Origin of the sequence: Pseudomonas sp. 10B238 (assembly GCF_000970615.1) — a bacterium.
GTDB lineage: Bacteria > Pseudomonadota > Gammaproteobacteria > Pseudomonadales > Pseudomonadaceae > Stutzerimonas.
On the sequence record NZ_KQ033930.1, the window covers coordinates 272651 to 295154 of the forward strand.

At 61.7% G+C, this 22504-nt stretch carries 19 protein-coding genes; 11 read left to right on the plus strand and 8 right to left on the minus strand.

Features of this window, described 5'->3' with window-relative positions; all coding sequences use genetic code 11:
- Nucleotides 1-103 precede the first annotated feature (103 nt).
- Nucleotides 104-2587, plus strand: coding sequence for a glycerol-3-phosphate 1-O-acyltransferase PlsB (plsB, locus tag RT21_RS08115; protein WP_046162322.1), 2484 nt, complete (start codon nucleotides 104-106; stop codon nucleotides 2585-2587).
- A gap of 166 nt (nucleotides 2588-2753) precedes the next feature.
- Nucleotides 2754-4391 carry a choice-of-anchor Q domain-containing protein gene (locus RT21_RS08120; RefSeq protein WP_046162323.1) on the plus strand — a complete coding sequence of 546 codons (1638 nt, stop codon included), beginning with the start codon at nucleotides 2754-2756 and terminating at the stop codon, nucleotides 4389-4391.
- A gap of 16 nt (nucleotides 4392-4407) precedes the next feature.
- Here RT21_RS08120 and RT21_RS08125 read toward each other — a convergent pair whose 3' ends face one another.
- On the minus strand, nucleotides 4408-4845 hold the full coding sequence (locus RT21_RS08125) for a tellurite resistance TerB family protein (protein ID WP_046162324.1): 438 nt from the start codon (nucleotides 4843-4845) through the stop codon (nucleotides 4408-4410).
- A gap of 345 nt (nucleotides 4846-5190) precedes the next feature.
- On the opposite strand from RT21_RS08125, the gene RT21_RS08130 reads away from it, so the two are divergent.
- A complete protein-coding gene (locus RT21_RS08130) occupies nucleotides 5191-5877 on the plus strand; it encodes a DUF4197 domain-containing protein (protein WP_046162325.1) in 687 nt (228 codons plus the stop codon).
- Nucleotides 5878-5901: 24 nt separating this feature from the next.
- Complete coding sequence (locus RT21_RS08135) at nucleotides 5902-6519, plus strand: PAQR family membrane homeostasis protein TrhA (RefSeq protein WP_046162326.1); 618 nt, start codon at nucleotides 5902-5904, stop codon at nucleotides 6517-6519.
- A 23-nt stretch (nucleotides 6520-6542) separates the two neighbouring features.
- Here the strand turns inward: RT21_RS08135 and RT21_RS08140 are convergent, their stop codons facing one another.
- The 3 genes from RT21_RS08140 to RT21_RS08150 form a co-directional block, all read right to left on the minus strand.
- Nucleotides 6543-6998, minus strand: coding sequence for a hypothetical protein (locus RT21_RS08140; protein WP_045431692.1), 456 nt, complete (start codon nucleotides 6996-6998; stop codon nucleotides 6543-6545).
- A gap of 173 nt (nucleotides 6999-7171) precedes the next feature.
- Nucleotides 7172-8536 carry a heavy metal sensor histidine kinase gene (locus RT21_RS08145; RefSeq protein ID WP_046162327.1) on the minus strand — a complete coding sequence of 455 codons (1365 nt, stop codon included), beginning with the start codon at nucleotides 8534-8536 and terminating at the stop codon, nucleotides 7172-7174.
- Nucleotides 8536-9219, minus strand: a complete 684-nt coding sequence (locus tag RT21_RS08150) for a heavy metal response regulator transcription factor (protein ID WP_046162328.1) — start codon at nucleotides 9217-9219, stop codon at nucleotides 8536-8538. The genes RT21_RS08145 and RT21_RS08150 overlap by 1 nt, the downstream gene beginning before the upstream one ends.
- 218 nt (nucleotides 9220-9437) lie before the next feature.
- Here RT21_RS08150 and RT21_RS08155 point away from each other — a divergent pair, with 218 nt between their 5' ends.
- From RT21_RS08155 to RT21_RS08180, 6 genes are all read left to right on the plus strand, one after another.
- Nucleotides 9438-9701, plus strand: coding sequence for a CopZ family metallochaperone (locus RT21_RS08155; RefSeq protein ID WP_045425649.1), 264 nt, complete (start codon nucleotides 9438-9440; stop codon nucleotides 9699-9701).
- A gap of 22 nt (nucleotides 9702-9723) precedes the next feature.
- Nucleotides 9724-10167: a DUF411 domain-containing protein gene (locus RT21_RS08160; RefSeq protein WP_101153068.1), complete on the plus strand. Its 444-nt coding sequence runs from the start codon at nucleotides 9724-9726 to the stop codon at nucleotides 10165-10167.
- Between the two features lie 80 nt (nucleotides 10168-10247).
- A complete protein-coding gene (locus tag RT21_RS08165; RefSeq protein ID WP_046162329.1) occupies nucleotides 10248-12053 on the plus strand; it encodes a copper resistance system multicopper oxidase in 1806 nt (601 codons plus the stop codon).
- Nucleotides 12054-12064: 11 nt separating this feature from the next.
- Nucleotides 12065-12430 (plus strand): hypothetical protein, encoded by a 366-nt coding sequence (locus tag RT21_RS08170; protein ID WP_046162330.1) that lies wholly within the window; start codon nucleotides 12065-12067, stop codon nucleotides 12428-12430.
- Complete coding sequence (locus tag RT21_RS08175; RefSeq protein ID WP_046162331.1) at nucleotides 12420-13370, plus strand: copper resistance protein B; 951 nt, start codon at nucleotides 12420-12422, stop codon at nucleotides 13368-13370. Before RT21_RS08170 ends, RT21_RS08175 begins: the two co-directional genes overlap by 11 nt.
- A gap of 11 nt (nucleotides 13371-13381) precedes the next feature.
- On the plus strand, nucleotides 13382-14050 hold the full coding sequence (locus RT21_RS08180; protein WP_046162399.1) for a c-type cytochrome: 669 nt from the start codon (nucleotides 13382-13384) through the stop codon (nucleotides 14048-14050).
- 54 nt (nucleotides 14051-14104) lie between these two features.
- On the opposite strand, the gene mdoH is transcribed toward RT21_RS08180, so the two are convergent.
- From mdoH to RT21_RS08200, 4 genes are all read right to left on the minus strand, one after another.
- Nucleotides 14105-16687 carry a glucans biosynthesis glucosyltransferase MdoH gene (gene mdoH / locus RT21_RS08185; protein WP_046162332.1) on the minus strand — a complete coding sequence of 861 codons (2583 nt, stop codon included), beginning with the start codon at nucleotides 16685-16687 and terminating at the stop codon, nucleotides 14105-14107.
- Complete coding sequence (locus RT21_RS08190; RefSeq protein ID WP_046162333.1) at nucleotides 16680-18197, minus strand: glucan biosynthesis protein G; 1518 nt, start codon at nucleotides 18195-18197, stop codon at nucleotides 16680-16682. The genes mdoH and RT21_RS08190 overlap by 8 nt, the downstream gene beginning before the upstream one ends.
- Before the next feature lie 288 nt (nucleotides 18198-18485).
- Nucleotides 18486-20777: a beta-glucosidase BglX gene (bglX, locus tag RT21_RS08195; protein WP_046162334.1), complete on the minus strand. Its 2292-nt coding sequence runs from the start codon at nucleotides 20775-20777 to the stop codon at nucleotides 18486-18488.
- Nucleotides 20778-21091: 314 nt separating this feature from the next.
- A complete protein-coding gene (locus RT21_RS08200; RefSeq protein ID WP_046162335.1) occupies nucleotides 21092-21631 on the minus strand; it encodes a DUF3087 domain-containing protein in 540 nt (179 codons plus the stop codon).
- A 251-nt stretch (nucleotides 21632-21882) separates the two neighbouring features.
- Here RT21_RS08200 and RT21_RS08205 point away from each other — a divergent pair, with 251 nt between their 5' ends.
- Entirely contained in the window at nucleotides 21883-22437 is a 555-nt protein-coding gene (locus tag RT21_RS08205) for a hypothetical protein (protein WP_046162336.1), read from the plus strand.
- Nucleotides 22438-22504: the final 67 nt, after the last annotated feature.

The window sequence follows — 22504 nt, forward strand, 5'->3', positions numbered from 1 at the left end:
CCGACCCGCGCCCTTCACTTACCAGAGATTTTGCTCACCAACACCGCATGCGGCACACTTGCGCGCCTCAAGGGCATTACCCTTCTACAGTCGAATCTGCCGTATGACTCGTTCCCCGCTCCGCCGTCTCGTCTTCTCCATCGTGCGTCGCCTGCTCTATTTCTGGGTGCGCTCGGAGACGATCAACCAGTCCGCTTTCACGCTCAAGCTGGACCGCAGCAAACCGGTGTTCTACGTGTTGCAACGCGCCTCGCTGAGCGATCTGGCGGTGCTCGATCATGAGTGCAGCAAAGCTGGGCTGCCGCGTCCGGTGGGCGATGTGGCGGTGGGCGATCACATCGAACCGGCGGCCTTCATTTTTCTCAACCCGGCCGCCAGCTGGTTCGGCACGCGGACGCGTGCTGTTACGCCAGAGCCACTGGTGCGCTTGGTCGGTGCACTGGAACAGAACGCAGTAGACAACGCGCAAATCATCCCAGCGACCGTATTCTGGGGTCGCTCGCCGGCTCGCGAGACCAGTGCCTGGAAGCTGCTTTTCGCCGACAGCTGGGCCGTCACGGGACGGATGCGCAAGCTGCTCAGCATCGTCATGCTCGGGCGCCAGACCCGTGTGCAGTTTTCCGCGCCCATCCAACTCAACGAACTGGTCGCGCAGAACAAGGGCCACGAGCGCACCCTGCGCATGGCCCACCGCATGCTGCGCGTGCATTTCCGCCACCAGAAGACGGCGGTGATCGGTCCCGACTTGTCGCACCGTCGCAACCTGGTCAAGGGTCTGGTGCACGCACCGCAGGTGCGTCAGGCAATCAAGGACGAGGCCGAGCGCGAAAACATTTCACTGGAAAAGGCCGAAGCCCGTGCGCTGCGCTACGGCAACGAAATCGCCTCGGACTACGCCTACACCGCCGTGCGCTTTCTCGAGGTGGTGCTGTCCTGGTTCTGGAACAAGATCTACGACGGCATCCGGGTCAATCATCTGGAGCCGCTGCAGGAAGCCGTCCAGGGTTACGAGGTCATCTACGTGCCTTGCCACCGCAGCCATATTGACTATCTGCTGCTCTCCTACCTGCTGTTTCGCAACGGCCTGACACCGCCGCACATCGCCGCCGGCATCAACCTCAACATGCCGGTCATCGGCAGCCTGCTTCGCCGCGGCGGCGCCTTCTTCATGCGCCGTTCGTTCAAGGGCAACCCGCTTTATACCTCGGTGTTCAACGAATATCTGCACACCTTGTTCAGCCGAGGCTTTCCGGTCGAATACTTCGTTGAAGGCGGTCGCTCACGGACCGGGCGGATGTTGCAGCCAAAGACCGGCATGCTCGCCATCACCCTGCGCAGCTACCTGCGCTCGTCACGTCTGCCGATCCTCTTCGTGCCGGTATACATCGGCTACGAGCGAGTGCTCGAAGGCCGCACCTATCTCGGTGAGCTGCGCGGTGCAGCAAAGAAGAAGGAATCGATCTTCGATATCTTCAAGGTCATCGGCGCGCTGAAGCAGCGCTTCGGCCAAGTCTGGGTGAATTTTGGCGAACCGCTGAAACTCAACGAATTTCTCGACCAGCAGCAGCCGGGCTGGCGCAAGCAGGATTTGGCACCGAACTTCCGCCCCGACTGGCTCAACGAGGCCACCAACAAACTGTCCGAACGCATCGCCCAGCGGCTCAACGAAGCCGCCGCGGTCAACCCGGTCAATCTGGTGGCGCTGGCGATGCTCTCCACCAGCCGTCAGGCCTTGGATCGCCGTTCACTGGCGCGAATCCTCGACCTCTACCAGAACCTGCTGAGGGCCGTGCCCTACTCGCCCCACACCACACTGCCGGACGGTGATGGCGAGGCGCTGATCAGCTACGTGAAAGAACTCGACCTGCTGGCCGAACAGAAGGATGCGCTAGGCAACATCCTCTATCTGAATGAGCAAAACGCCGTTCTGATGACCTATTACCGCAACAACGTAATGCACATCTTCGCCCTGCCAGCGTTGCTGGCGAGCTTCTTCCAGAGCAGCTCACGCATCAGCCGAGAACAAATTCTGCGTTTCACCGAGGCGCTCTATCCGTATCTGCGCGCCGAGTTGTTCATCCGCTGGGAGCCAGAAGAGCTGCCCGCAGTGATTGATCAATGGCTGGCAGCGTTCGTCGAACAGGGGCTGCTCAAGCGCGACGGCGAAACCTACGTGCGACCGGCGCCAAGCTCGCGTCAGTTCGTCCTGCTGACCCTGCTGGCGCGGACGATCATGCAGACGTTGCAACGCTTCTACATGGCCATTGCACTGCTGCTCAACAGCGGCCAGAACACCCTTGACGCTGAAGAGTTGGAAAACCTCTGCACGGTCATGGCTCAGCGCCTGTCGATCCTGCATGGCCTGAACGCGCCGGAGTTCTTCGACAAGAGCCTGTTCCGCCACTTCATCAAGAGCCTGTTGGACCAGGACGTGCTTCAGCAGGACGGCGCGGGCAAGCTCGGCTACCACGCCAAGCTTGGCGAACTGGCCGAGGGTGTCGCCAAGCGCGTACTGCCGGCCGAGATCCGTCTGTCGATTCGTCAGGTCGCGTTGGAGCGGCACGACGAGGAACACCCCTCGGACTGATTGCGCTCGAAGCTCAAGCACGGGCGCTTGCAGCCAAGTCCTCAGTGGCAACCACGCTAAGGACGCCCAGGCTTAATGCCGAAACGTTCGATTGATGACAGACGCGGCACCCATACTCAGCAGGTCACCCACCGAAAATGTCGGCGGCCTGCCGAGAGGGGACTGTATGACGCACAGCCGTGTGATCGCCTTGTCGCTCGTCTTGGGGATGGGCGGTTGCGCGACGCCCAGCCTGACCAACCTAACACCCTCCTCGGTTGCCCGCTCACCGGTGCCGCTTTACCCGTTGCGAGCGCAAGTGGATGGGCGTGGCAATCGCATCGCACAGGTCAACGTAGTCATCAATGGCACGCCCTGGGCCATGATGCCGTTGCCGAGTGATCAATACGCGGTGGGCTACTTCGCCGACACCTGCGAAACCAACATTCCCTATCACTTCAGTGTCGGTTATCAGCGCCGCCACTGGCTCGGCTCCGGCTATTCGAGCACCGTCCATAAGAAACGCTTTCCGGAAGCATCCGGTTACGTCATGAACGTCACTGGCGACCCGCTGCCCAGTGATTGCACCGCCTCCATCGGCCTGACCCTGCGTGTGGACAGTACGGCCGACGAGGTGGATACCGAGCCGGGCGACGGCAACTGCCGATCCATTTCCAATCGCTGCACACTGAGAGCGGCGGTGATGGAGAGCAACGCGCACCAGGGCCACGATTTGATAGAGGTGCCGTCAGGGCATTACGTGCTTTCGTTGACCGGCACAGAGACCGCAGACGTGCCGAACGACGCGGTTGGCGATCTGGACATCACGGATGGTCTGACGCTATCGGGCCTTGGGCGAGCCGCGAAAAACGATGACTTGCAAGTCATCATCGACGGCGGGGCCATCGACCGGATTTTCGATATTTATGCTGCCGCGCCGAGGGCGGTAACGCTCAGCTATCTGCGGCTGGAAAACGGCAGGCCCATGGGCAGCGGCGGCGGCGCGATATGGAATCGAGGCAACCTGCGCATGGACCGGATGCTGTTACGTGGCAACACCATCGACCATGAACTGGAAACCTCCTGCGCGGCCTTTCCCAGCCTACGCCTGTGCAACCGTGGCGCGGGATTGTTCAACGAGGGACAGGCGCTGGTGGCGCGCTCGACCATCGAACAGAATTCGACCGGGCACCAGTCCGGCCATGGCGGTGGCATTTCCAATATGGGCTCGGCGGCGCAGCTGTATCTGCGCAACAGCCTGATAACCGCCAATGACGCTCGCTTTTGGGGTGGGCTGCTGAACTATCAGGGCACCGTCGACATTTTGAACAGCACCTTTGTCGACAATCGCAGTACCACCGGTGGTGTCCGAGCCGCAGAAATCGGCAACATCGACGGCAAAGTCTCGGTCCGCAACGCGACCTTCAGCAATCACTCGCAGCTGTTCAGCCATTCGGGTACTGGCGAGTTCCGCCTGGCCAACAGCCTGGTCGAAATCCGCACCTTCGGCGACATGCCGTTCTGCAGTGGCGCGCTGACCAGTGGCAGTTTCAATGCCATCGGTGGCTCCGGAGGAGGACTCTTCGACTTCTTGGGTGGCTGCGGCTTCACACCCACCACCGCGGACGAAGCGGGGGTTCGCCTGGCGCTCGGATCACTGCAGGACAACGGAGGTCCGACCCGCACCGTCGCGCTGCGCGAGCCGTTCGAAGACAGCCCCTATTTCGACCCCATCGACATGGGCGGCGTGCTTTGCCCGGACACCGACCAGCGCGGCACCCCGCGTGACGATCGGCAATGCGACCCGGGCGCTTTCGAATTCTGACCCGCATGGCCGGCAGTCAGGTGCCGAGCACCTCCAGCTTGGCACGTATGAAGTCTGAATGCGGCACATACAACAGATCGGCGATACGGCGGATCAGGTGGTCTTCGTATCGGTGGATATCGCCATCGGCGGCGGCGACGCGCCATAGCGTTTTGATCAGAACAAATTTTTCGTCCATCGAATATTGAGCGTTGATCAGCGTAGTGAATTCATACAGTGACGTTGATCGCTCGGCGGATTCCTGCGCGGAGGCGACCAGGGATTCGAGCTCGCCGTCTTCCAACCCCGAGCCGAGGCGGATGGCTTCGATAATGGCTTTTTGTTCGTCTGCATCGCTTTCGTAATCCGCACGGCCGACTTCGATCAGCAGCGCCGCTGCGGCCACTTCAACGCTGTGTCCCGTAGGCTGATCTTCCCCACTGCGGTCGAACAGCGACTTAAGTGCTTTGAGCATGGTTTCATTCCTCTACACGGATTGGTATTCGAACGGATCCGCGGCGAAGGTTCAGCCGCGATCGTGTCGTCGGTCAGCGCGTAGCGGATGTTCGCTTTGGCAGATTGATGAATCCGCCTCATGATGGTCTTTTGTAGCCGTAAAGCGGCTAAAAGTTGCACCAACGCGACCGTTATAGCGCCCCGCACCTGCGCTAAACCGAGCGGCAGACATCTCTGGATGCCGCCGGCCGGCAGCGAATGTCGCGGACAAGCGTCCACGAAACGGTCGAAACAAGCTGCTGCCACCGTTTGGCACGCCGCGCCCGGCCTATTAAGCTCGCTGCATCACTCAGAGGATTTGTCCATGCTACGCACCACTGCTTTGCTCACCGGTTTGATCCTCTCCGCCAGCGCTTGGGCGCTTTCGCTGTCCGACCTAAGTCAGGGCGATGCTAACAAGGCACTGAAAGACGCGCTGAGCCAAGGGACGAAAGTCGCCGTGCAGCAGCTGGGCCGGCCCGGAGGCTTCAGTAATGATCCGGATGTGCGCATCGAGCTGCCGGGCAACATCGGCAAGGCTTCGCGCATGCTGAAAATGATGGGCATGGGCGCCCAGGTCGAACAGTTGGAAACCGGCATGAACAAGGCCGCCGAAGCCGCTGTACCGCAAGCGCAGGCGTTGCTGCTGGAGGCGGTGAAGAAGATGACCGTAGCCGACGCCAAGGCCATTCTTGCCGGTGGCAACGACTCGGCAACGCAATACCTGAACAAGACCAGCCGTGACGAGATTCGTGCCAGGTTCATGCCGATCATCAAGCAAGCGACCGACAAAGTCGGCGTCGCCCAGCAGTACAACGCGCTGGCCGGCAAGGCATCCGGGCTGGGCGCGATCGACGCCAAGTACGGCACTGTCGAAGGCTACGTGGCCGAACAGGCACTCGACGGGCTGTTCACCGTGATTGCCGAACAGGAGGCAGCCATTCGCCAGAATCCAGCACAGGCCGCCACCAGTGTGGCGAAAAAGGTGTTCGGCGCATTGATGGGTAATTGATCAACGGTTTCAAGGCTGCACACGATGTATCACGGAGAAAAATTCAACGCCTGGACGCACCTGACCGGTGGTGTGCTAGCGCTCATCGGAACGGTCTGGTTGCTGGTCCTGGCGGCCATGGATGGAGACCTGACGAAGATCGTCAGCGTCGCCATCTACGGTTTTACCCTGGTGCTGCTGTACAGCACTTCGACGCTCTATCACAGCGTCCGTGGCCGCGCCAAAGCGGTGATGCAAAAGCTCGATCATCTGTCGATCTATCTGTTGATCGCCGGCAGTTACACACCCTTCTGCCTGGTCACCCTGCGCGGCAGCTGGGGCTGGTGGCTGTTCGGGATCGTCTGGTCACTGGCGGTCATCGGCATGCTGCAGGAGATCAAACCGCGGTCGGAAGCGCGGGTGCTGTCGATTGTCATCTACGCGGTCATGGGCTGGATTGTGCTGGTGGCGGTCAAACCACTGCTCGCCGCACTCGGCACTGCCGGCTTCAGCTGGCTGGTTGCCGGCGGCGTGCTCTATACGGTGGGCATCGTCTTCTTTGCTTACGATCAGCGCTTCCGCCACTGGCACGGCATCTGGCACCTGTTTGTCATCGGCGGCAGCCTGCTGCATTTCGTGGCCATCCTGCGCTATGTGGTCTGACCCCGTTCAGCTGAGCGTGTCGATCACAGTTCGTGCATGCGATTGACCTGTTGCGCCAGCCGCATGGTCTCGTGCTCCTCGAGCTGGAGCATCTCGCCGAGCAGCTCGCTCGCCTTGCCCAGTCCAGGCCGTTTTTCCAGCGAGCGATACAGATCGATGATCCGGTTGTGGATGGCGAACACTTCTCGTGAGATATCGTCGACACTCATCTGTGCATAGGCCTCACCGTCGAGGTCCAGCGCAAGCACGTCACCCTCTAGCGCCTCGGGCAGCCGGGCTTGCAGGGCGCGCGGGTCGGCGTGTTCCTTGATCCGTGCAATCGTACGGGTCAACTCTTGCTCGTGCTGCGCGAGATAGACCAGCAGCATCTTGGCCAACGAGTCGCTGCGGTCCTCTGCGCCCTCGGTCATGCAGGTGGACAGTCGGGTATGGGCGTGGCTGGTCCAGTCGAGCAGCTCTTCGCATCGTTCGATGTTCATGGCACCTCCATCCGCCGCGTCTGTTTGCCGAGCAGGATAGCCAGCAAGTTGCAGGTAAAGCGGTAGCCCGATGCAAACACGTGCAGCCCGGATTGGCCAGTGCTGGGTATCGGTCAGCGACGTGTTCACCGTTAACGAACCGCTCCAAAGCCAGCGAACGCTACCGTCCATGATCAGGCACGGGTGTGGAACAGGATGTCGAACGACGTCCAGCCGTCGCGGCTGCTGCAATGGATCTCGCCATGGTGCGCTTCGATGATCGAACGGGTGATGGCCAGGCCCAGTCCTGCGTTGTTCGGGTTGCCCTCACGCCGCGCCGGGTCGACGCGATAGAAACGGTCGAACAGTCGCGGCAAGTGCTGTTCTGGGATGCTCGCACCGGGATTACCGATGCTCAACGCCACATTCTGGCCGGTCGCCGTGATATCCAGCCGGATCGTGCCGCCATCGGGCGTGTAACGCAGTGCGTTGGACAGCAGATTCGACAGTGCCCGGTGCAGCATGGCGGGATCGCCACGGAGCTGCGCATCACCTGATAGCAGGAAGCGGATACCGCGCTCATCGGCGGTCAGCTGGTAGAAATCCAGCAGTTTTTCGCACAACGCGTGCAATTCGATCGATTGCTCCTCGGGGATGATCAGTCCGTTATCAGCTTTCGCCAGGAACAACATGTCGTCGATCATCCGCGCCATGCGGCGCAATTCTTCCAGGTTCGAATAGAGGTTCTCCTGATAATCCTCGCGGCTGCGTGCACGGGTCAGCACCACCTCGGTGTGCGTCATCAGGTTGGACAGCGGCGTGCGCAACTCATGGGCGATGTCGGCTGAGAAGTTCGACAAGCGCACGAAGGCATCCTCCAACCGCGCCAGCATCGCATTGAAGGCCACCACCAGTTGCTGCAGTTCGGCCGGTGTCGACTCGGTCGGAATGCGCTCGGTCAGCGACTTCGCCGACACCGATGCCGCCACCAGCGTGACCTCGCGTAGCGGCTTCAGGCCGCTGCGCGCCAACAGCCAGCCGAGCACGCCACTGAGCAGCGCACAGAGCACCAACGCCCCCCAAAGCCAACCCGCAAGGGTGTGCAAGAACACCTTATGTGTGGTGATATCGAGCGCCAACTCGATGCTCAGCGGCTTCCCCGCCACCTCGACCACACCGGCTTTGCGGCGCCATACCCGGGTTTCACGCCGCACCTCGCCGTCGACGGAGCCGTGCGCGTGCGTTTTTGCCGAACTAGTGGCACCGCTCGCGGCGAACAGCAACCTGTCCTTGGCGTCGACAATCCTTACCACCAGATCACTATGGCCGCCGAGCAAGGCCTGCAGTTGCGGGCGCAGCGCGTCGAATTGGGCTAGGTCATCGACGCCTGTCAGCAGCTCGCGGCCGGCCCGGAGCTTGTCTTCCAGCGTGTGCCGGTCCAGTTCGTCGAAATGGTGCTGACTCAGCTGATAGAAGAAGAAGCCCGCGGCGCCGAGTACGCCGGTGACCGCCAACATGAACATCAGGCTCAGCCTGGCGGTTAGCGACAACTGCTTCATCAGCTTGGGTCCGGCTCGTCGAGCATGTAGCCCATGCCTCGCGCGGTGTGGATGAGCTTGGGCTCGAAACCATCGTCGATCTTGGCGCGAAGCCTGCGAATCGCCACCTCGATGACGTTGGTATCGCTGTCGAAATTCATGTCCCAGACCTGCGAAGCGATCAGCGATTTGGGAAGTACCTCGCCGCGCCGACGCAGCAGCAGCTCCAGCAAGGCGAACTCCTTCGCGGTCAGGTCAATTCGCTGACCGGCACGGATAGCGCGGCGCTTGAGCAGATCCACCTCCAGATCGGCAATGCTCAGCTGGGTCTGCAAGGCAGCCGCACTGCCTCTGCGCAGCAGCGTGCGTACCCGCGCCAGCAGTTCGGAGAAGGCGAAGGGTTTGATCAGGTAGTCATCAGCGCCCAGTTCCAGCCCCTTGACCCGGTCCTCTACGCGATCGCGCGCGGTGAGAAACAACACCGGCACCTCCTGCCCTGCCGCACGAACCATACGCAGCACTTCCCATCCGTCCAGCCCCGGCATCATCACGTCCAGGATCAGCAGGTCGTAGGGCGTACTCAGCACATGCTGCAAGGCGTCGGTGCCGCTGGTAACGCGGTCGACTGAGAATCCTGCCTCGCTGAGGCCCTGTTGCAGATAGGTCCCGGTTTTCGGTTCGTCTTCAGCGACCAGAAGCTTCATTCGGCTCGTCCTCTTTTCCATCGTCCAAGTCTGCCGTTATCACCGCTAACGAACCACAAGCTGACAGAAAAGTAATGTTCCGCTCAGCTTGCAGAAAGCCGCATCAGGCTATGTTGGTATCCAGACAAAGCGTTCGTTGTAGTCCCTTGACCTTGCCATACGGACAAGGTTGATGATCAAGCCTAGCCGGACTGACCGGCACCAACGGAGGGCTTCTCATGAATTTCACCCAGCTTCAGGTTCAAGGCATGACGTGCGGCGCCTGCGTTCGACACGTCACTCAAGCATTGAACACCGTTAGCGGAGTCAATGCCGTTGAGGTCGATCTGCAAAGCGGACGGGTACGCGTCGACGGGGATGCCGACAACGCTGCGCTGATTGCCGCGCTGGACGAGGCCGGCTATCCCGCTCAGCTCGCGACCCAGACTACCCCGGACGCCGCACCCAAGAAAGGCTGCGGTAGCGGCTGCGGTTGTCGTTGATTTCTCATTCAGGAGAGCTGTCATGCGTTTCATCAAACCCAAACTCGCGATCATCGCCGCTCTGTTCATGGCCGGCAGCGCCCATGCCGCCGATGTGATCGACGTGCACCGGGACGCCAACTGCGGTTGCTGTAAGGACTGGGTCAAGTACCTGCAGGACAATGGCTACGAAGTCCGCGACCACGTAGAAAGCAACATGTCAGCCGTCAAGCAGCGCCTGGGCGTCGCCCCGCGGCTAGGCTCGTGCCACACCGGCGTGATCGATGGCAAATTCGTTGAAGGTCACGTGCCAGTCGCACAGATCCGTGAGCTGCAGCAGCGCGACGACCTGCTTGGTGTCGCTGCGCCCGGCATGCCAGCTGGCTCGCCCGGCATGGATTATGGCCAGCCGGCCCAGGCCTATCAGGTCATCGGCCTGACCGCCAAGGGCACTGACCTGGTCCTGGCAGACTACCCGGCAGAGTGAATCTGGCCGAAACCTCTTCGCCCGCCTGCCTCAGCGTTGGCGGGCGTAATTGCACTCAGAGCTGACCAAACAGGATCTCCATGCGCAGTACATCCTCGCGCCGTACCTTCGTCAAAAGCCTGGCCGCCGGAGGCCTTGTCGCCGGGCTGGGCGTTTGGCGTCAGCCCGTATGGGCTGTGGCACGCCCCGGCCAGTCGAACGACCAAGGTATATTGGCAGGCACCGAATTCGACCTGACCATCGACTCGCTCGGCGTGAACTTCAGCGGCCGTGAACGCACCGCGATGGCGATCAACGGGAGCATCCCGGGCCCGCTGCTGCGCTGGCGCGAAGGCGACACCGTGACGCTACGGGTGCGTAACCGCCTGCCGCAGGACACCTCGATCCACTGGCACGGCATTCTGCTGCCCGCCAACATGGATGGCGTGCCGGGCTTCAGCTTCGCCGGCATCGCGCCGAACGGCATGTACGAGTACCGGTTCCACGTCAAACAGAGCGGCACCTATTGGTATCACAGCCATTCGGCCTTCCAGGAACAGCTTGGTGTCTACGGACCACTGGTTATCGATCCGCTCGAGCCCGAACCCTTCGAATATGCGCGGGACTACGTGGTGATGCTCACCGACTGGACCGATGAAGGCCCGGCGCGCGTACTCGACAAGCTGAAAAAGCAGTCCGACTATTACAACCGCGGACGGCGGACTTTGGGCGACTTTATCAATGATGTGGCGGACCAGGGCTGGCGCGAGACGATGAGTAATCGCTGGGCCTGGGCGAAGATGAAAATGACGCCCACCGATCTCGCCGACATCAGCGGCGAAACCTACACATACCTGCTCAACGGTCAGGCTCCGAACGACAACTGGACCGGTGTGTTTGAGCCAGGCGAACCGGTGCGCCTGCGTCTGATCAACGGCTCGGCGATGACCTATTTTGACTTTCGCATTCCCGGCCTGAAGCTCACCGTGGTGGCTGTCGACGGCCAGCTAGTCGAGCCGGTCGAGGCCGACGAACTGCGCCTGGCGGTGGCCGAAACGGTCGACGTCATCGTCTCGCCGGACGGCAGCCAGCCGGCCTACACGCTTTTCGCCCAGTCGATGGATCGCAGCGGCTATGCTCGCGGCACGTTGGCCGTTAGCCAAGGACTGAGCGCGCCGGTGCCCGAGCTCGACGCGCGTCCCGAGCTGAGCATGGAAGACATGGGCCATGGCGATCACGGCGCGCATGCGGCCCAGCCGTCCATGCAGCACGAAGCTCCACAACATGGCCAAATGGACCACAGCCAGATGCAGCCTTCGAGCATGGGTGGCATGGATCATTCGGCTATGGGCCATGGTGGCGGTGCCGTGGCTAGCGGTCAGATGCAGACGCACCCTGCCAGTGAGAGCGGCAATCCGCTGGTCGACATGCAAACGATGATGCCGGTGCCAAAGCTGGATGATCCGGGTATCGGCCTGCGCGACAACGGCCGCCGAGTACTGACCTACGCTGACCTGCGCAGCACCTTTCCCGACCCGGACGGCCGTGAGCCGACACGCACCATCGAGCTGCACCTGACCGGCCATATGGAGCGCTTCGCCTGGTCATTCGACGGCATTCCGTACGCGAAATCCGAGCCGATCCGTCTCAAGTACGGCGAGCGGGTGCGGTTCGTGCTGGTTAACGACACCATGATGCACCACCCCATTCACCTGCACGGGTTGTGGAGCGACCTGGAGGACGAAAACGGCCATTTCCAGGTACGCAAGCACACCATCGACATGCCACCCGGCTCCAAACGCAGCTATCGCGTCACGGCTGACGCACTGGGGCGCTGGGCCTATCACTGCCACATGCTGATGCACATGGACCTCGGGATGTTCCGCGAAGTCCGGGTCGAAGAATGAAGGAGAACCTCATGAGCACTTTCAAACGCAACTCGCTGATTGCTTTCGGCTTCCTCACGGCCTTGCCCTTTACTGCGCTGCAGGCGCAGACCGAGCACGACGGCCACCATCCGGAAGGAGCCCCGCCGCAGCAATCCGCTCCCCAGGCCGGCCACCCGCAGACGCAACAAGGTGGAATGATGCCCCCTGAGGGGATGGGGATGGGGATGGGGATGGGGATGGGGATGGGGATGGACCATGAGGGCATGGATCACGACAAGATGATGCAGATGCACAAAGAGCACATGGGGTCCGGGCAGATGGACCACGGCAGCATGGGCAAGGGCCCGCAGCCACCCCAAGGGAGCGACGAAAAGAGCCCTCAGCATGACCATTAAAGTCGCGCTGCTCGGCGCGCTCTGCCTGGCTGCGGCCACTAGCCACGCGCAGGAAGCGATGAACCACTCTGGCCATGCCGGTCACCCATCGGCGGCGCCCGCGCCCGCTGAACAGCATGGTCAGCACAACATGCAGCCGGACCACGGCATGATGGATGATCGAGCGATGGATCATTCAGGGCATGCAATGCCGCATCCCCCACCAACGGGTATCCCGCCGGGAGAGGCAACACGCCCCCCGGTCCCAACCCTTAGCCCCGCCGACATCGAGGCGGCCTTTCCCGACCTGCCCGGTCACGGCATGCATCAGGGCAGCAGCCATTTCATGTTTGTCGCCGACGAGCTGGAATGGCAGGACGCCGACGCCGGAAGCTCGCTGGCCTGGGATCTGAGCGGCTGGGCGGGCGGGGACATCGATCGGCTGGCTTTTCGCTCGGAAGGCGAGCGAACCAATGGGCATACCGAAGAAGCGGAACTGCAGCTGCTCTGGAGCCATGCTATAGGTCCCTGGTGGGAAACCGTCGCCGGTGTCCGCCAGGACTTCAAACCCGGCTCGCCGCAAACTTGGGCTGCATTCGGCGTGCAGGGAATGCCACTGTATGGGCTGGAAACCGAAGCCACGGCGTTCATTGGCGAGGGCGGCCAGTCAGCACTCCGGTTGGAAGCCGAATACGACATGCTGCTGACTCAGCGCTGGGTGCTTCAGCCCACGGCAGAGATCAATCTACATGGTCGCACGGACGAATCCCGTGGCATCGGCTCCGGGCTCAGCGATGCCAGCATTGGACTCCGGCTGCGCTATGAGATCAGTCGACAGTTTGCGCCTTACGTGGGCGTCAGCTGGAGCCGGGCTTACGGCAACAGCGCCGAGCTGCAGCAGGCTGAAGGTGAAGACACAAGCGAGGCCCGTCTGGTGGCGGGCATCCGATTCTGGTTCTGAGGTAATGGATGATGCTCAAAACCCTGACGACATTGCTACTGGCTGCGTTGGCCTTGATTCTGGCAGCTACTGCCGTGGTGTACTTTGGAGTCGTCAATGTCGCGGCCGACGTTCCGCATAGCGGCCCGATCCGGGCGCTATTGGAGACAGCCCGCCAACGCTCCGTCGCGGTTCGCGCCGAAGCTATAGACGTGCCAGAACTGAGCGATGCTGAACTGATTCGCTCGGGCGCCGGTAACTACGAGGCCATGTGCGTCGCCTGCCATCTCGCGCCAGGGTCCGGCCCGACCGAACTGAGTGAGAACCTCAACCCTGCGCCGCCGAATCTGGCTGACGCCAACCGCAAGCGCGACCCGGCTGAGGATTTCTGGACGATCAAACACGGGATCAAAGCCACCGGCATGCCCGCCTGGGGCCAGAGCATGGACGATCGCTACATCTGGGAACTGGTCGCCCTGCTCGAGCAGCTGCCAGCGCTAACGGCCATGGAATATAGAACACTGGTGGCAACCAGCAATGGCCATCATCACGGCGGCGGCGAGACTCACATGCCCAGCGGTGCACCCGGTGCTACAGCCGATCACCATGGCGGCATGCGCTCGGCTGAAGATCATCATCGGGCGATGGAGGCCAAGCCTGAAATCCACCGCCACGCCGACGGCAGCGATCACGCTCATTGATCGGCTGCCCCGCGGCGTCTCGATCAGACGCTGCGGAGGCCCTTCGGTTTAGCCCTAGGGCGCTGCAACTGGCTCGATGCCGGAGGCTTCTTTACCGAAGTCAGGCTGGCGGTAGGCGTCGCGCCACGCCTGGTAGCGCTGATCCTGCCAGACCCGTGAGTGCAGCTGCGCCATACCGTCCGGATCGTTCAGCAAGCGCCAGCGGGCCGCTTCGGCAGCACCGTTCGGTCCTGCATCGAGAATCTGCTGCATCCGCTGCTCACGCAGCAACTCGGCACCCGGCACCACCTTGGCATGCCGCGCCCGCGCCATTCCGCACACCAGCGCGTTGTAGATCGGATCGACAGTGGCCGCGATAAAGCCTTTCGTCAGGGCATTGGCCTGGTTCTCCCGCGTATAGCGGTCGGTCGACGCCAGCTCCTGCGGCGGCTTGAACTCCTCCGGGATCAGAAACAGCTTACGGCGAAACGCCGCAAGACCGAGACCGGTACGGCTGGTGATCACCGATACAGGCGCCGACAGGATCAGCGAAACTACGATTGGCGCCAGCCACCAGAGGAAGGCAGGGTCGAGCCAGCCCACCAATGCCGTCCAGAGCACGCCCAGCAGCATTTGCGGGCCGTGTCGACGCAAGGCTTCGCTCCACGGTGTCGCGTTATCGGCGCGCTGCGGTGAATTCCACTGCACCGACCAGCCGAGAAACGCAGCGCTGACGAATACCGTGTGGAACAACATGCGCACTGGCGCGGCCAGCATCGAGAACAGGCTCTCCAGCAGCATCGACAACAACAGACGAGTGCGCCCGCCGTACTCGTGAGCGCCCTGAATACAGATGAGCAATACGCTGAGCAGCTTCGGCAGGAACAGCAGGGTCAAGGTCGCCGTGAACAGCGCGATGGCTTCCTGCGGGTGCCATTGCGGCCACAAGGGATACAGCTGGTTCGGCTGCAGGAAATATTCCGGCACCATCAGCGTGTGAATCGCCAGCAGCCCCGTCGACAACGCCAGGAAGACGAACCACAGCGGCGCAGACAGGTAGGACATCACCCCGGTCAAGAACACGAATCGGTGCACCGTGTGCATGCCCTTGACCAGAAACAGCCGGAAGTTCATCAGGTTGCCGTGGCACCAGCGGCGGTCGCGCTTGAGTTCGTCAAGCAGGTTGGGCGGCAACTCCTCGTAGCTGCCCGGTAGGTCATAGGCGATCCACACCCCCCACCCCGCGCGACGCATCAGCGCCGCTTCAACGAAGTCGTGGGAGAGGATGTCGCCAGCGAACGAGCCCGTGCCGGGCAAGGGCGCCAAGGCGCAATGCTCAATGAACGGCTTGACCCTAATGATCGCGTTGTGGCCCCAGTAGTGCGACTCGCCCAGCTGCCAGAAATTGAGCCCGGCCGTGAACAGCGGACCGTAGACCCGTGTGGCGAACTGCTGCATGCGCGCGTACAGCGTATCCATGCCCGAAGCCTTCGGCGCCGTCTGGATGATACCTGCGCCGGGGTTGGCCTCCATCAGCCGTACCAGACTGGTCAGGCAATCGCCGCTCATCACGCTGTCGGCATCGAGCACCACCATGTAGCGGTAGCTGCTGCCCCAGCGACGGCAGAAGTCATCGATGTTGCCACTCTTGCGCTTCACCCGGCGGCGGCGACGTCGGTAGAAGATATGGCCGAAGCCATCGACTTCGCGACAGACCTCCAGCCAGGCCTTCTGCTCGGCGACACAGGTGTCGGGATCATTGCTGTCGCTGAGCACGAAGATGTCGAAATGTTCTAGCTGTCCCGTCGCCTTGAGCGACTCGAACGTCGCGCGCAGCCCGGCGAATACACGCGGCACATCCTCGTTGGCAATCGGCATCACCAACGCCGTGCGCGCCTCGCGTGGGATTGGCTCGTCGCCAAGGGTAGTCGCCGAAATGTTGTAGCGGTCATTGCCCTTGAGCAGCTGAAAGAAGCCCATCAGCGCGGTCCAGAAACCCACCGACACCCAGCAGAACAACAGGGCGAACAGCAACAGAATGCTGGTTTGCACAACATACGGAAGAATCTGCCGTGCCGATTCCTGCAGCGGCTGCTGGAACACCTCCTGCAGATCGACCAGTGCCCAGCCCTGATACGGCAGCACCGATTTCATGTGCCAGGTGGCAACCACCGTCTGCAGCAGCATCAGCACCAGCAATGTAGCGCGCCGGACCGCCGCCACCCTGCGCCAACCCGAACGATCGGCGGACTGAGCCGGAGGCATTTCCACCGTGCGGTTCTTCTTGCGCAGCAAGCGCCACCAGCTGAGTCGTAACACGTTGGTATGCCAAGGCTCCGGCACCATGCGCGTACGCACGATGGGCGGTGTCGACTCAATGCAGACGCGCCCCTGATGGTCGCGCGTGAGCGCCTTGGCACGCTCCAGGGTTTCGCCCCAGCCGAGTTTCAGGCGAGCGGCGACCGAGCCCAGCAAATCGCCTCCGCTCGGCTCGACGTCACTGGCAGTTGGCACCGCCCGGCCCAATGCCCGATGAATGTCCTCCAGCGCTCCATCGCCCTGAGCCATATTCTTGATCAGAGCTTGGCGTTGCGGGTCATCAAGGGGCAACTGGCTGATATAGCGCCCTGTTATCGAAGGGTCCACGGGACTATTCATTGGTCGGGATCTGGTAGCTCCAGGTTTCGGAAAGCGTCTTCTCGCCATCCACCAGCGCTGCCCTTAGTTCAACCGGTTGTTTGGGATCTCGAACCTTCAAACGCAAGGTAAGACGCCAGCCGTCGGTCACCGGGTTATGCCGCAGGTTGTTTTCCACCAGCTCGGCATTGTCACCAATGCTGACCCGCGTGCTGACCGGCGCGTCTGCAGGCAGCTCGGCAAGGTTGGGGCCGATGAAATCCACGATCAGCGCCGTGCTGCCGTCAGGCTGGCGAATCAGGTTGGACTGTTTGACATCGCCTGCAGACAGACGTGTCTGGCTGACCCAGGCAAGTTTCGGATCATGCAGCGCAGGTTCATCCATAGTGAAGTGCAGCCGGTACTCGAAATCCAGCGGCTCGCCGGGCTCCGGTCGCTGCTCCGGGACCCAGAAGGCAACGATGTTGTCGTTTGTTTCGTCAGGCGTAGGAATCTCGATCAGTTCCACGCGACCCTTGCCCCAATCGCCCTTGGGCTCGACCCAGCCGCTGGGCCGCAGCTCGTAGCGGTCGTCCAGATCCTCGTAGCGGCCGAAGTCGCGGGTACGCTGGAGCAGCCCGAAACCGCGCGGGTTTTCGACCGCGTAGCTGCTGATAGCCAGCCGTTTGGGATTGTTCAGCGGCCGCCAGATCCACTCGTCAGCGCCGGTATGAATCGCCAGCCCCTCGGAGTCGTGCAGCTGCGGCCGGTAGTTGAGCAGTTCGCTTGGCTGGTTGGCGCCGAACAGATACATGCTGGTGAGCGCAGCGATGCCCAGCTTCTCAACCGGCTCACGCAGATAGATGCGCGCTTTGACATCGACCGTGCTGTCCTTGCCCGGCGTGACCACCATCCGATAAGCACCGGTGGCGCGCGGAGAGTCAAGCAGCGCATAGATCACCAGGTTGCGACGGTCAGCTTCGGGGCGTTCGATCCAGAATTCGCGGAAGCGTGGAAACTCCTCTCCGCTCGGCAGCGCTGTATCGATAGCCAGACCGCGTGCAGACAGGCCGTATACCTGATCCTTGCCGATTACCCGGAAATAGCTGGCGCCGAGCAGCGTCATCAGCTCATCGGCCTTATCCGGCTTGTTCAGCGGATAAAGCACTTTGAAACCGGCAAACCCAAGGTTTTCCAGCGCAGCAGGTTCGATCTCAACGTTGCCGAACTCGAACATCTCCGGGCTATAGCGCACCTTCTCGACGCCTTTGGCGGTGATCTCGTTAATTCGCACCGGAACATCGAAGTGCATGCCCTGATGGTAGAACTGCACTTCGAAAGGCGTCGGCGCGTCATGCCAGAGCGCCTTGTCACCGCGGAAGCGCAGCTGCTGATAGTCAGCGAACGCCATGTTGCGGAACACCGGCGGCAGATTGCTCTTCGGCGCTGCATAGCCTTCGGCCGCCAGTTTTTCCGCCTTGGCCGCGACATCATCGAGGCTGAATGCCCAGCTACTGCAGGCAAACAGACCCAAACACAGACTCAACGTCATTCCCAGTGCCCGACCTGAGCGAGCCCCTGATTTGAAATGATAGGTACGTGACACATCGCCTCCTGAGCAATCACGATTACCGCTGACCGCGTTGCGGCCCGGTTTGCTGTTGTTGGTCTTCCGCAGCGGCAAATGATTCCCTGCGGAGCCAAGCAAAGCGGCAAATCATCCCACGCCGCATGTGCGCCGGATAGCTACCTGGAGAGGTCTTTTTTCACATTGCGTGCCGTCGCCTAACGCCCGGCGGTAAAGGGCTGAGGCCAGGCGACCTGCGGTCAGTTCGATGTCTTACAGAAGCGTGAACTGCCCCCGCTTGACCCGTTCCGAATCCAACCCTATCTGCACCTCGAACACGCCGGGCTCGGCAACCCGCTCGAGTTGCGCGTTAACGAATTTCAGGTCCTCCTCTTCGAGCTTGAAGCGGACCTCCCGCGTCTCGCCTGCCTTGAGGAAAACCTTGCGAAATCCCTTGAGCTCCTTCACCGGACGAATCACCGATGCCACCTCGTCCCGAACGTACAACTGCACGACCGTCGCACCGTCACGCGACCCGGTGTTTTTCAGCGTCACGCTTGCTTCCAGGCCGCCGCCGCGCGGCATGTTCGGGCTGGACAAGCGCACCTCGGACAATTCGAAGTCGGTGTAGCTCAGGCCATAGCCGAAGGGATAAAGCGGCCCATTGGGCTCCTCAAAGTACTGCGAGGTGTAGTTGCCCGGCTTGCCCTCGACATAGGGCCGGCCGACGCGCAGGTGGTTGTAATAGGTAGGAATCTGCCCCACCGAACGCGGGAAAGAGATCGGCAGCTTGCCGGCGGGATTCTGATCGCCAAAGAGCACATCCGCGATGGCATGTCCCCCTTCGGTACCACTGAACCAGGTTTCTACAACCGCATCGGCATTGGCCTTCGCCCAGTTGAGATCCAGCGGACGGCCATTCATCAGCACCAGCACCAGCGGCTTGCCGGTGTTCTTGAGCGCTTTCAGAAGTGCTTGCTGGCTTTTCGGGATCTGCAGACTGGTGCGACTCGACGCTTCATGGGACATGCCGCGCGACTCACCGACTGCGGCAACGATCACGTCGGCCTGTTTGGCAATGGCGACCGCTTCGGCAACCATCGTTTCGGGTGAGCGTGGGTCTTGCACTACTTCGGGGTTGTCCCAGTTGAGAAAGTTCAGGTACTCGACCATGTGCGGGTCGTCGGTAATATTGGCGCCGCGGGCGTAATGCAGAACCGCGTTGTCGCCCAACGCGTCGAGCAAGCCCTGGCGCAGGGTCACCGACTGTTTAGCGACGCCCGCAGCGGACCAGCTGCCCATCATGTCGACTGGCGAATCGGCCAGCGGCCCCACCAGCGCGATGGTCCCGCGCTTTTGCAGCGGCAAGGTCTGGCCCTTGTTTTCCAGCAGCACGATCGATTCACGCGCGACGGCTCTGGCGGCCTCGCGATGCAAACGGCTTTCCGCGTTGACGTCCGCCGGATCGTCTTTGGCCAAGCCGATGCGTCGGAATGGGTCGTGGAACAGGCCCATGTCGTACTTGGCGCCAAGCACCTCCCGCACTGCCGTGTCGATTTCGCCGATGCCGACCTCACCCGATGCCACCAGCCCCGGCAGTTCCTCGCGATACAGCGAGTCGGCCATGCTCATATCGATGCCGGCCTTGATCGCCAGCTTTGCCGCCTCGCGGCCGTCTTTGGCTACGCCATGACGCATCAGCTCGCTGATCGCCCCGTGGTCGCTGAGAGCAACGCCGTCAAAACCCCACTCGCGCCGTAGCAGATCCTGCAGTAGCCAGGTATTGGCGCTGGCCGGCACTCCGTTGATGGAATTCAGCGCCACCATCACGCCCCCCGCCCCGGCCTCGATAGCAGCGTGATAAGGCGGCAGGTAGTCCTGATGCATGCGCATCGGGCTCATATCCACCACGTTGTAGTCACGCCCGCCCTCGACCGCACCGTACAGGGCGAAATGCTTGACGCTCGCGGTCACGCTGTCCGCCGCAGCTGGCGAATCGCCCTGATAGGCCTGCACCATGGTGCGCGCGATTTCCGACACCAGATAAGGGTCTTCGCCGAAGCCTTCGGATGTCCGGCCCCAGCGTGGATCGCGGGAAATGTCGACCATAGGCGCGAAGGTCATGTCCAGGCCGTCAGCACTGGCTTCGATGGCCTGCACGCGGCCACTGGTGGCGATTGTGTCGAGATCCCAGCTTGAGGCCAGGCCCAGGCCGATGGGAAAGATCGTCCTATGACCATGCACCACGTCATAGGCAAAGAAGATCGGGATCTTCATTCGGCTGCGCAGGGCTGCCTGTTGCATCGGCCGGTTGTCGTGGCGGGTGACGGTATTGAAGGTGCCGCCAATATGGCCCGCTTTCAGTTCGTCGAGGATGCGTTCGCGCGGCATGTCGCCGCCGATGCTGATCAACCGCAACTGGCCGATTTTCTCCTCCAGCGTCATCTGCTCAATAAGGCTGGCGATAAAGGCCGGCTTGTCATCCAGCAAAGGGGAACGAGGTTCGGCGGCGATAGATTGCAGCGAAAGACCGGCCATCAGGCCGAGCATAAACAGCCGTTTCATTATTGGGAGATTCCTGAGCCTGAGAGGCTAATGGGACGAACCATCTGATTCTGGCATCGCCGGGTTAAGCGTTGCCGAGTATGAGTTTTCCGATGGATTACAACCAGCGCTATCCAACGGCGGCGCAGCCATTGCAGCGCGCCGCTATGGGCATTCGGGATTACAGGTGTGCGGGGCACGCCGTTCGTCTCACCAGGAACCGGCAGTGTTCAGTTGATCAGGCCGCCAGGGGTACGTCACCCCTCAACCCAATCGGCAAGCGCGGCTGGCATGGACGGGATCGGGCCACTTCGTCAGTGACCCGCCTCACAGGGTCACTTTCCTGCGGGGAAACGCTTCACGGAGGCTAGCCAGGCGTCATCCAGACGGCTCTGATCGATATCCATCCCGCGCGCTTCCATCATGTCGCGATGCTGATTGATTTCTTCTGTCACTTCGCTGAGCGAGGCGCTGTTGCCATCCAGCTGATGCATCTGCGTCAGCCCGAGATGGTAGAACCGCAGCAGTTTTATCGCCTCGGGATCACCTGCTGCCACACCCGCCGTGACATGGTGCATGACGTTAGTCACGCTCATCAGGCTGCGTTTGAGGTTCCAGCCGTAAGCAGCGCAAGCCATCCAGGACTGCTGCAGATAGACAAAGCGCACCAATGCGGCAGTCAGCAGCAAACCGGCGACGACCCCTGCCACGTTCCATTTCAGGTTATCCGCGCCCGCCTCGCCGAACAGCGCAACGGCCAGGGTCGCCAGCCCCATCGCCAGCACTGCAAAGGTCACGGCTACAACCAGCGTGCTGCGTCGCGTCTTCTGCCGGTAGGTTTCCGGGCTGAGCGACTTGATTTCGAATACCACCATGAGTTCGCGATCCTTGGGCTGGACGGGGAGAAAGTGCCGACGGCGTTGCATTATTACCCAGTCAAGCTTTGGGCAGCTGATACGGGACAGCCTTTGTGTCGCCCGTCGAAGACCACCATCGGGGCTGACGGACCCGGCATGCCAACGACGTCGCAGCACAGACAGCACGACCAACCCGCTGGCTTTCAAGCGTCAGTGCCAGGCTCTATGATCAGCGCATCCTTTCCTTGGCAGTCAAAAGGGCCTCTATCATGAGCCGCTATGAAATATCGTTTTCCGGCGAACTCGCTCCGGGTGCAAAGCTGGAGCAGGTCGAGGCCAACCTGACTCGACTGTTTCAGGCGGACGCCCAGCGCATCGCCGTGCTGTTTTCCGGTCGGCGGATCGTGATCAAGCAGGACCTCGACCATGCCAGCGTCGAGAAGTATCGCCAGGCCATGGCCCGCGCGGGTGCCATCGCCGAAGTGCGACCGATGCCGGTGGAAGTCGAGGAAATCGAGCTCGCCCCGCCGCCGTCGGAAGACGCGGTTCCGGCACAACAGTCTTCTGCCCCTGCAGCATCGCCACAACCGTTGAAGGTCGCCCCACGCGACGAGTACATGGCGGCCTTCGTCGATGTCGAGGCGCCGGACTTCGGCATTGCACCGGTCGGCGTCGATCTTCAGGACGCCCGCGCTCCCGTGCAGCCGCCTGTTGTCGACTTGTCACAGTTCAGCCTGGCACCGGTGGGCAGCGATATGGGCGAACGGCGCCGTGCCAGCGATGCGCCTGTGCCGGACACCTCTCATCTGAAGTTGGTGGACTGATCCCCGACCAGCAGGATGGCTTCTACTCCACTCACCTGACCAGAGGCGACCTCCCGACCCTGTAGGG

Bases quoted from the DNA above. Each gene is read 5' to 3' on its own strand.
- RT21_RS08130 (WP_046162325.1), top strand. From the start codon at position 5,191: ATGCTACGCACCACTGCTTTGCTCACCGGTTTGATCCTCTCCGCCAGC.
- RT21_RS08155 (WP_045425649.1), top strand. From the start codon at position 9,438: ATGAATTTCACCCAGCTTCAGGTTCAAGGCATGACGTGCGGCGCCTGC.
- RT21_RS08160 (WP_101153068.1), top strand. From the start codon at position 9,724: ATGCGTTTCATCAAACCCAAACTCGCGATCATCGCCGCTCTGTTCATG.
- RT21_RS08175 (WP_046162331.1), top strand. From the start codon at position 12,420: ATGACCATTAAAGTCGCGCTGCTCGGCGCGCTCTGCCTGGCTGCGGCC.
- RT21_RS08125 (WP_046162324.1), bottom strand. From the start codon at position 4,845: ATGCTCAAAGCACTTAAGTCGCTGTTCGACCGCAGTGGGGAAGATCAG.
- bglX (WP_046162334.1), bottom strand. From the start codon at position 20,777: ATGAAACGGCTGTTTATGCTCGGCCTGATGGCCGGTCTTTCGCTGCAA.
- RT21_RS08170 (WP_046162330.1), top strand. From the start codon at position 12,065: ATGAGCACTTTCAAACGCAACTCGCTGATTGCTTTCGGCTTCCTCACG.
- plsB (WP_046162322.1), top strand. From the start codon at position 104: ATGACTCGTTCCCCGCTCCGCCGTCTCGTCTTCTCCATCGTGCGTCGC.
- RT21_RS08190 (WP_046162333.1), bottom strand. From the start codon at position 18,197: ATGACGTTGAGTCTGTGTTTGGGTCTGTTTGCCTGCAGTAGCTGGGCA.
- RT21_RS08150 (WP_046162328.1), bottom strand. From the start codon at position 9,219: ATGAAGCTTCTGGTCGCTGAAGACGAACCGAAAACCGGGACCTATCTG.
- RT21_RS08120 (WP_046162323.1), top strand. From the start codon at position 2,754: ATGACGCACAGCCGTGTGATCGCCTTGTCGCTCGTCTTGGGGATGGGC.
- RT21_RS08140 (WP_045431692.1), bottom strand. From the start codon at position 6,998: ATGAACATCGAACGATGCGAAGAGCTGCTCGACTGGACCAGCCACGCC.
- mdoH (WP_046162332.1), bottom strand. From the start codon at position 16,687: ATGAATAGTCCCGTGGACCCTTCGATAACAGGGCGCTATATCAGCCAG.
- RT21_RS08205 (WP_046162336.1), top strand. From the start codon at position 21,883: ATGAGCCGCTATGAAATATCGTTTTCCGGCGAACTCGCTCCGGGTGCA.
- RT21_RS08200 (WP_046162335.1), bottom strand. From the start codon at position 21,631: ATGGTGGTATTCGAAATCAAGTCGCTCAGCCCGGAAACCTACCGGCAG.
- RT21_RS08145 (WP_046162327.1), bottom strand. From the start codon at position 8,536: ATGAAGCAGTTGTCGCTAACCGCCAGGCTGAGCCTGATGTTCATGTTG.
- RT21_RS08165 (WP_046162329.1), top strand. From the start codon at position 10,248: ATGCGCAGTACATCCTCGCGCCGTACCTTCGTCAAAAGCCTGGCCGCC.
- RT21_RS08180 (WP_046162399.1), top strand. From the start codon at position 13,382: ATGCTCAAAACCCTGACGACATTGCTACTGGCTGCGTTGGCCTTGATT.
- RT21_RS08135 (WP_046162326.1), top strand. From the start codon at position 5,902: ATGTATCACGGAGAAAAATTCAACGCCTGGACGCACCTGACCGGTGGT.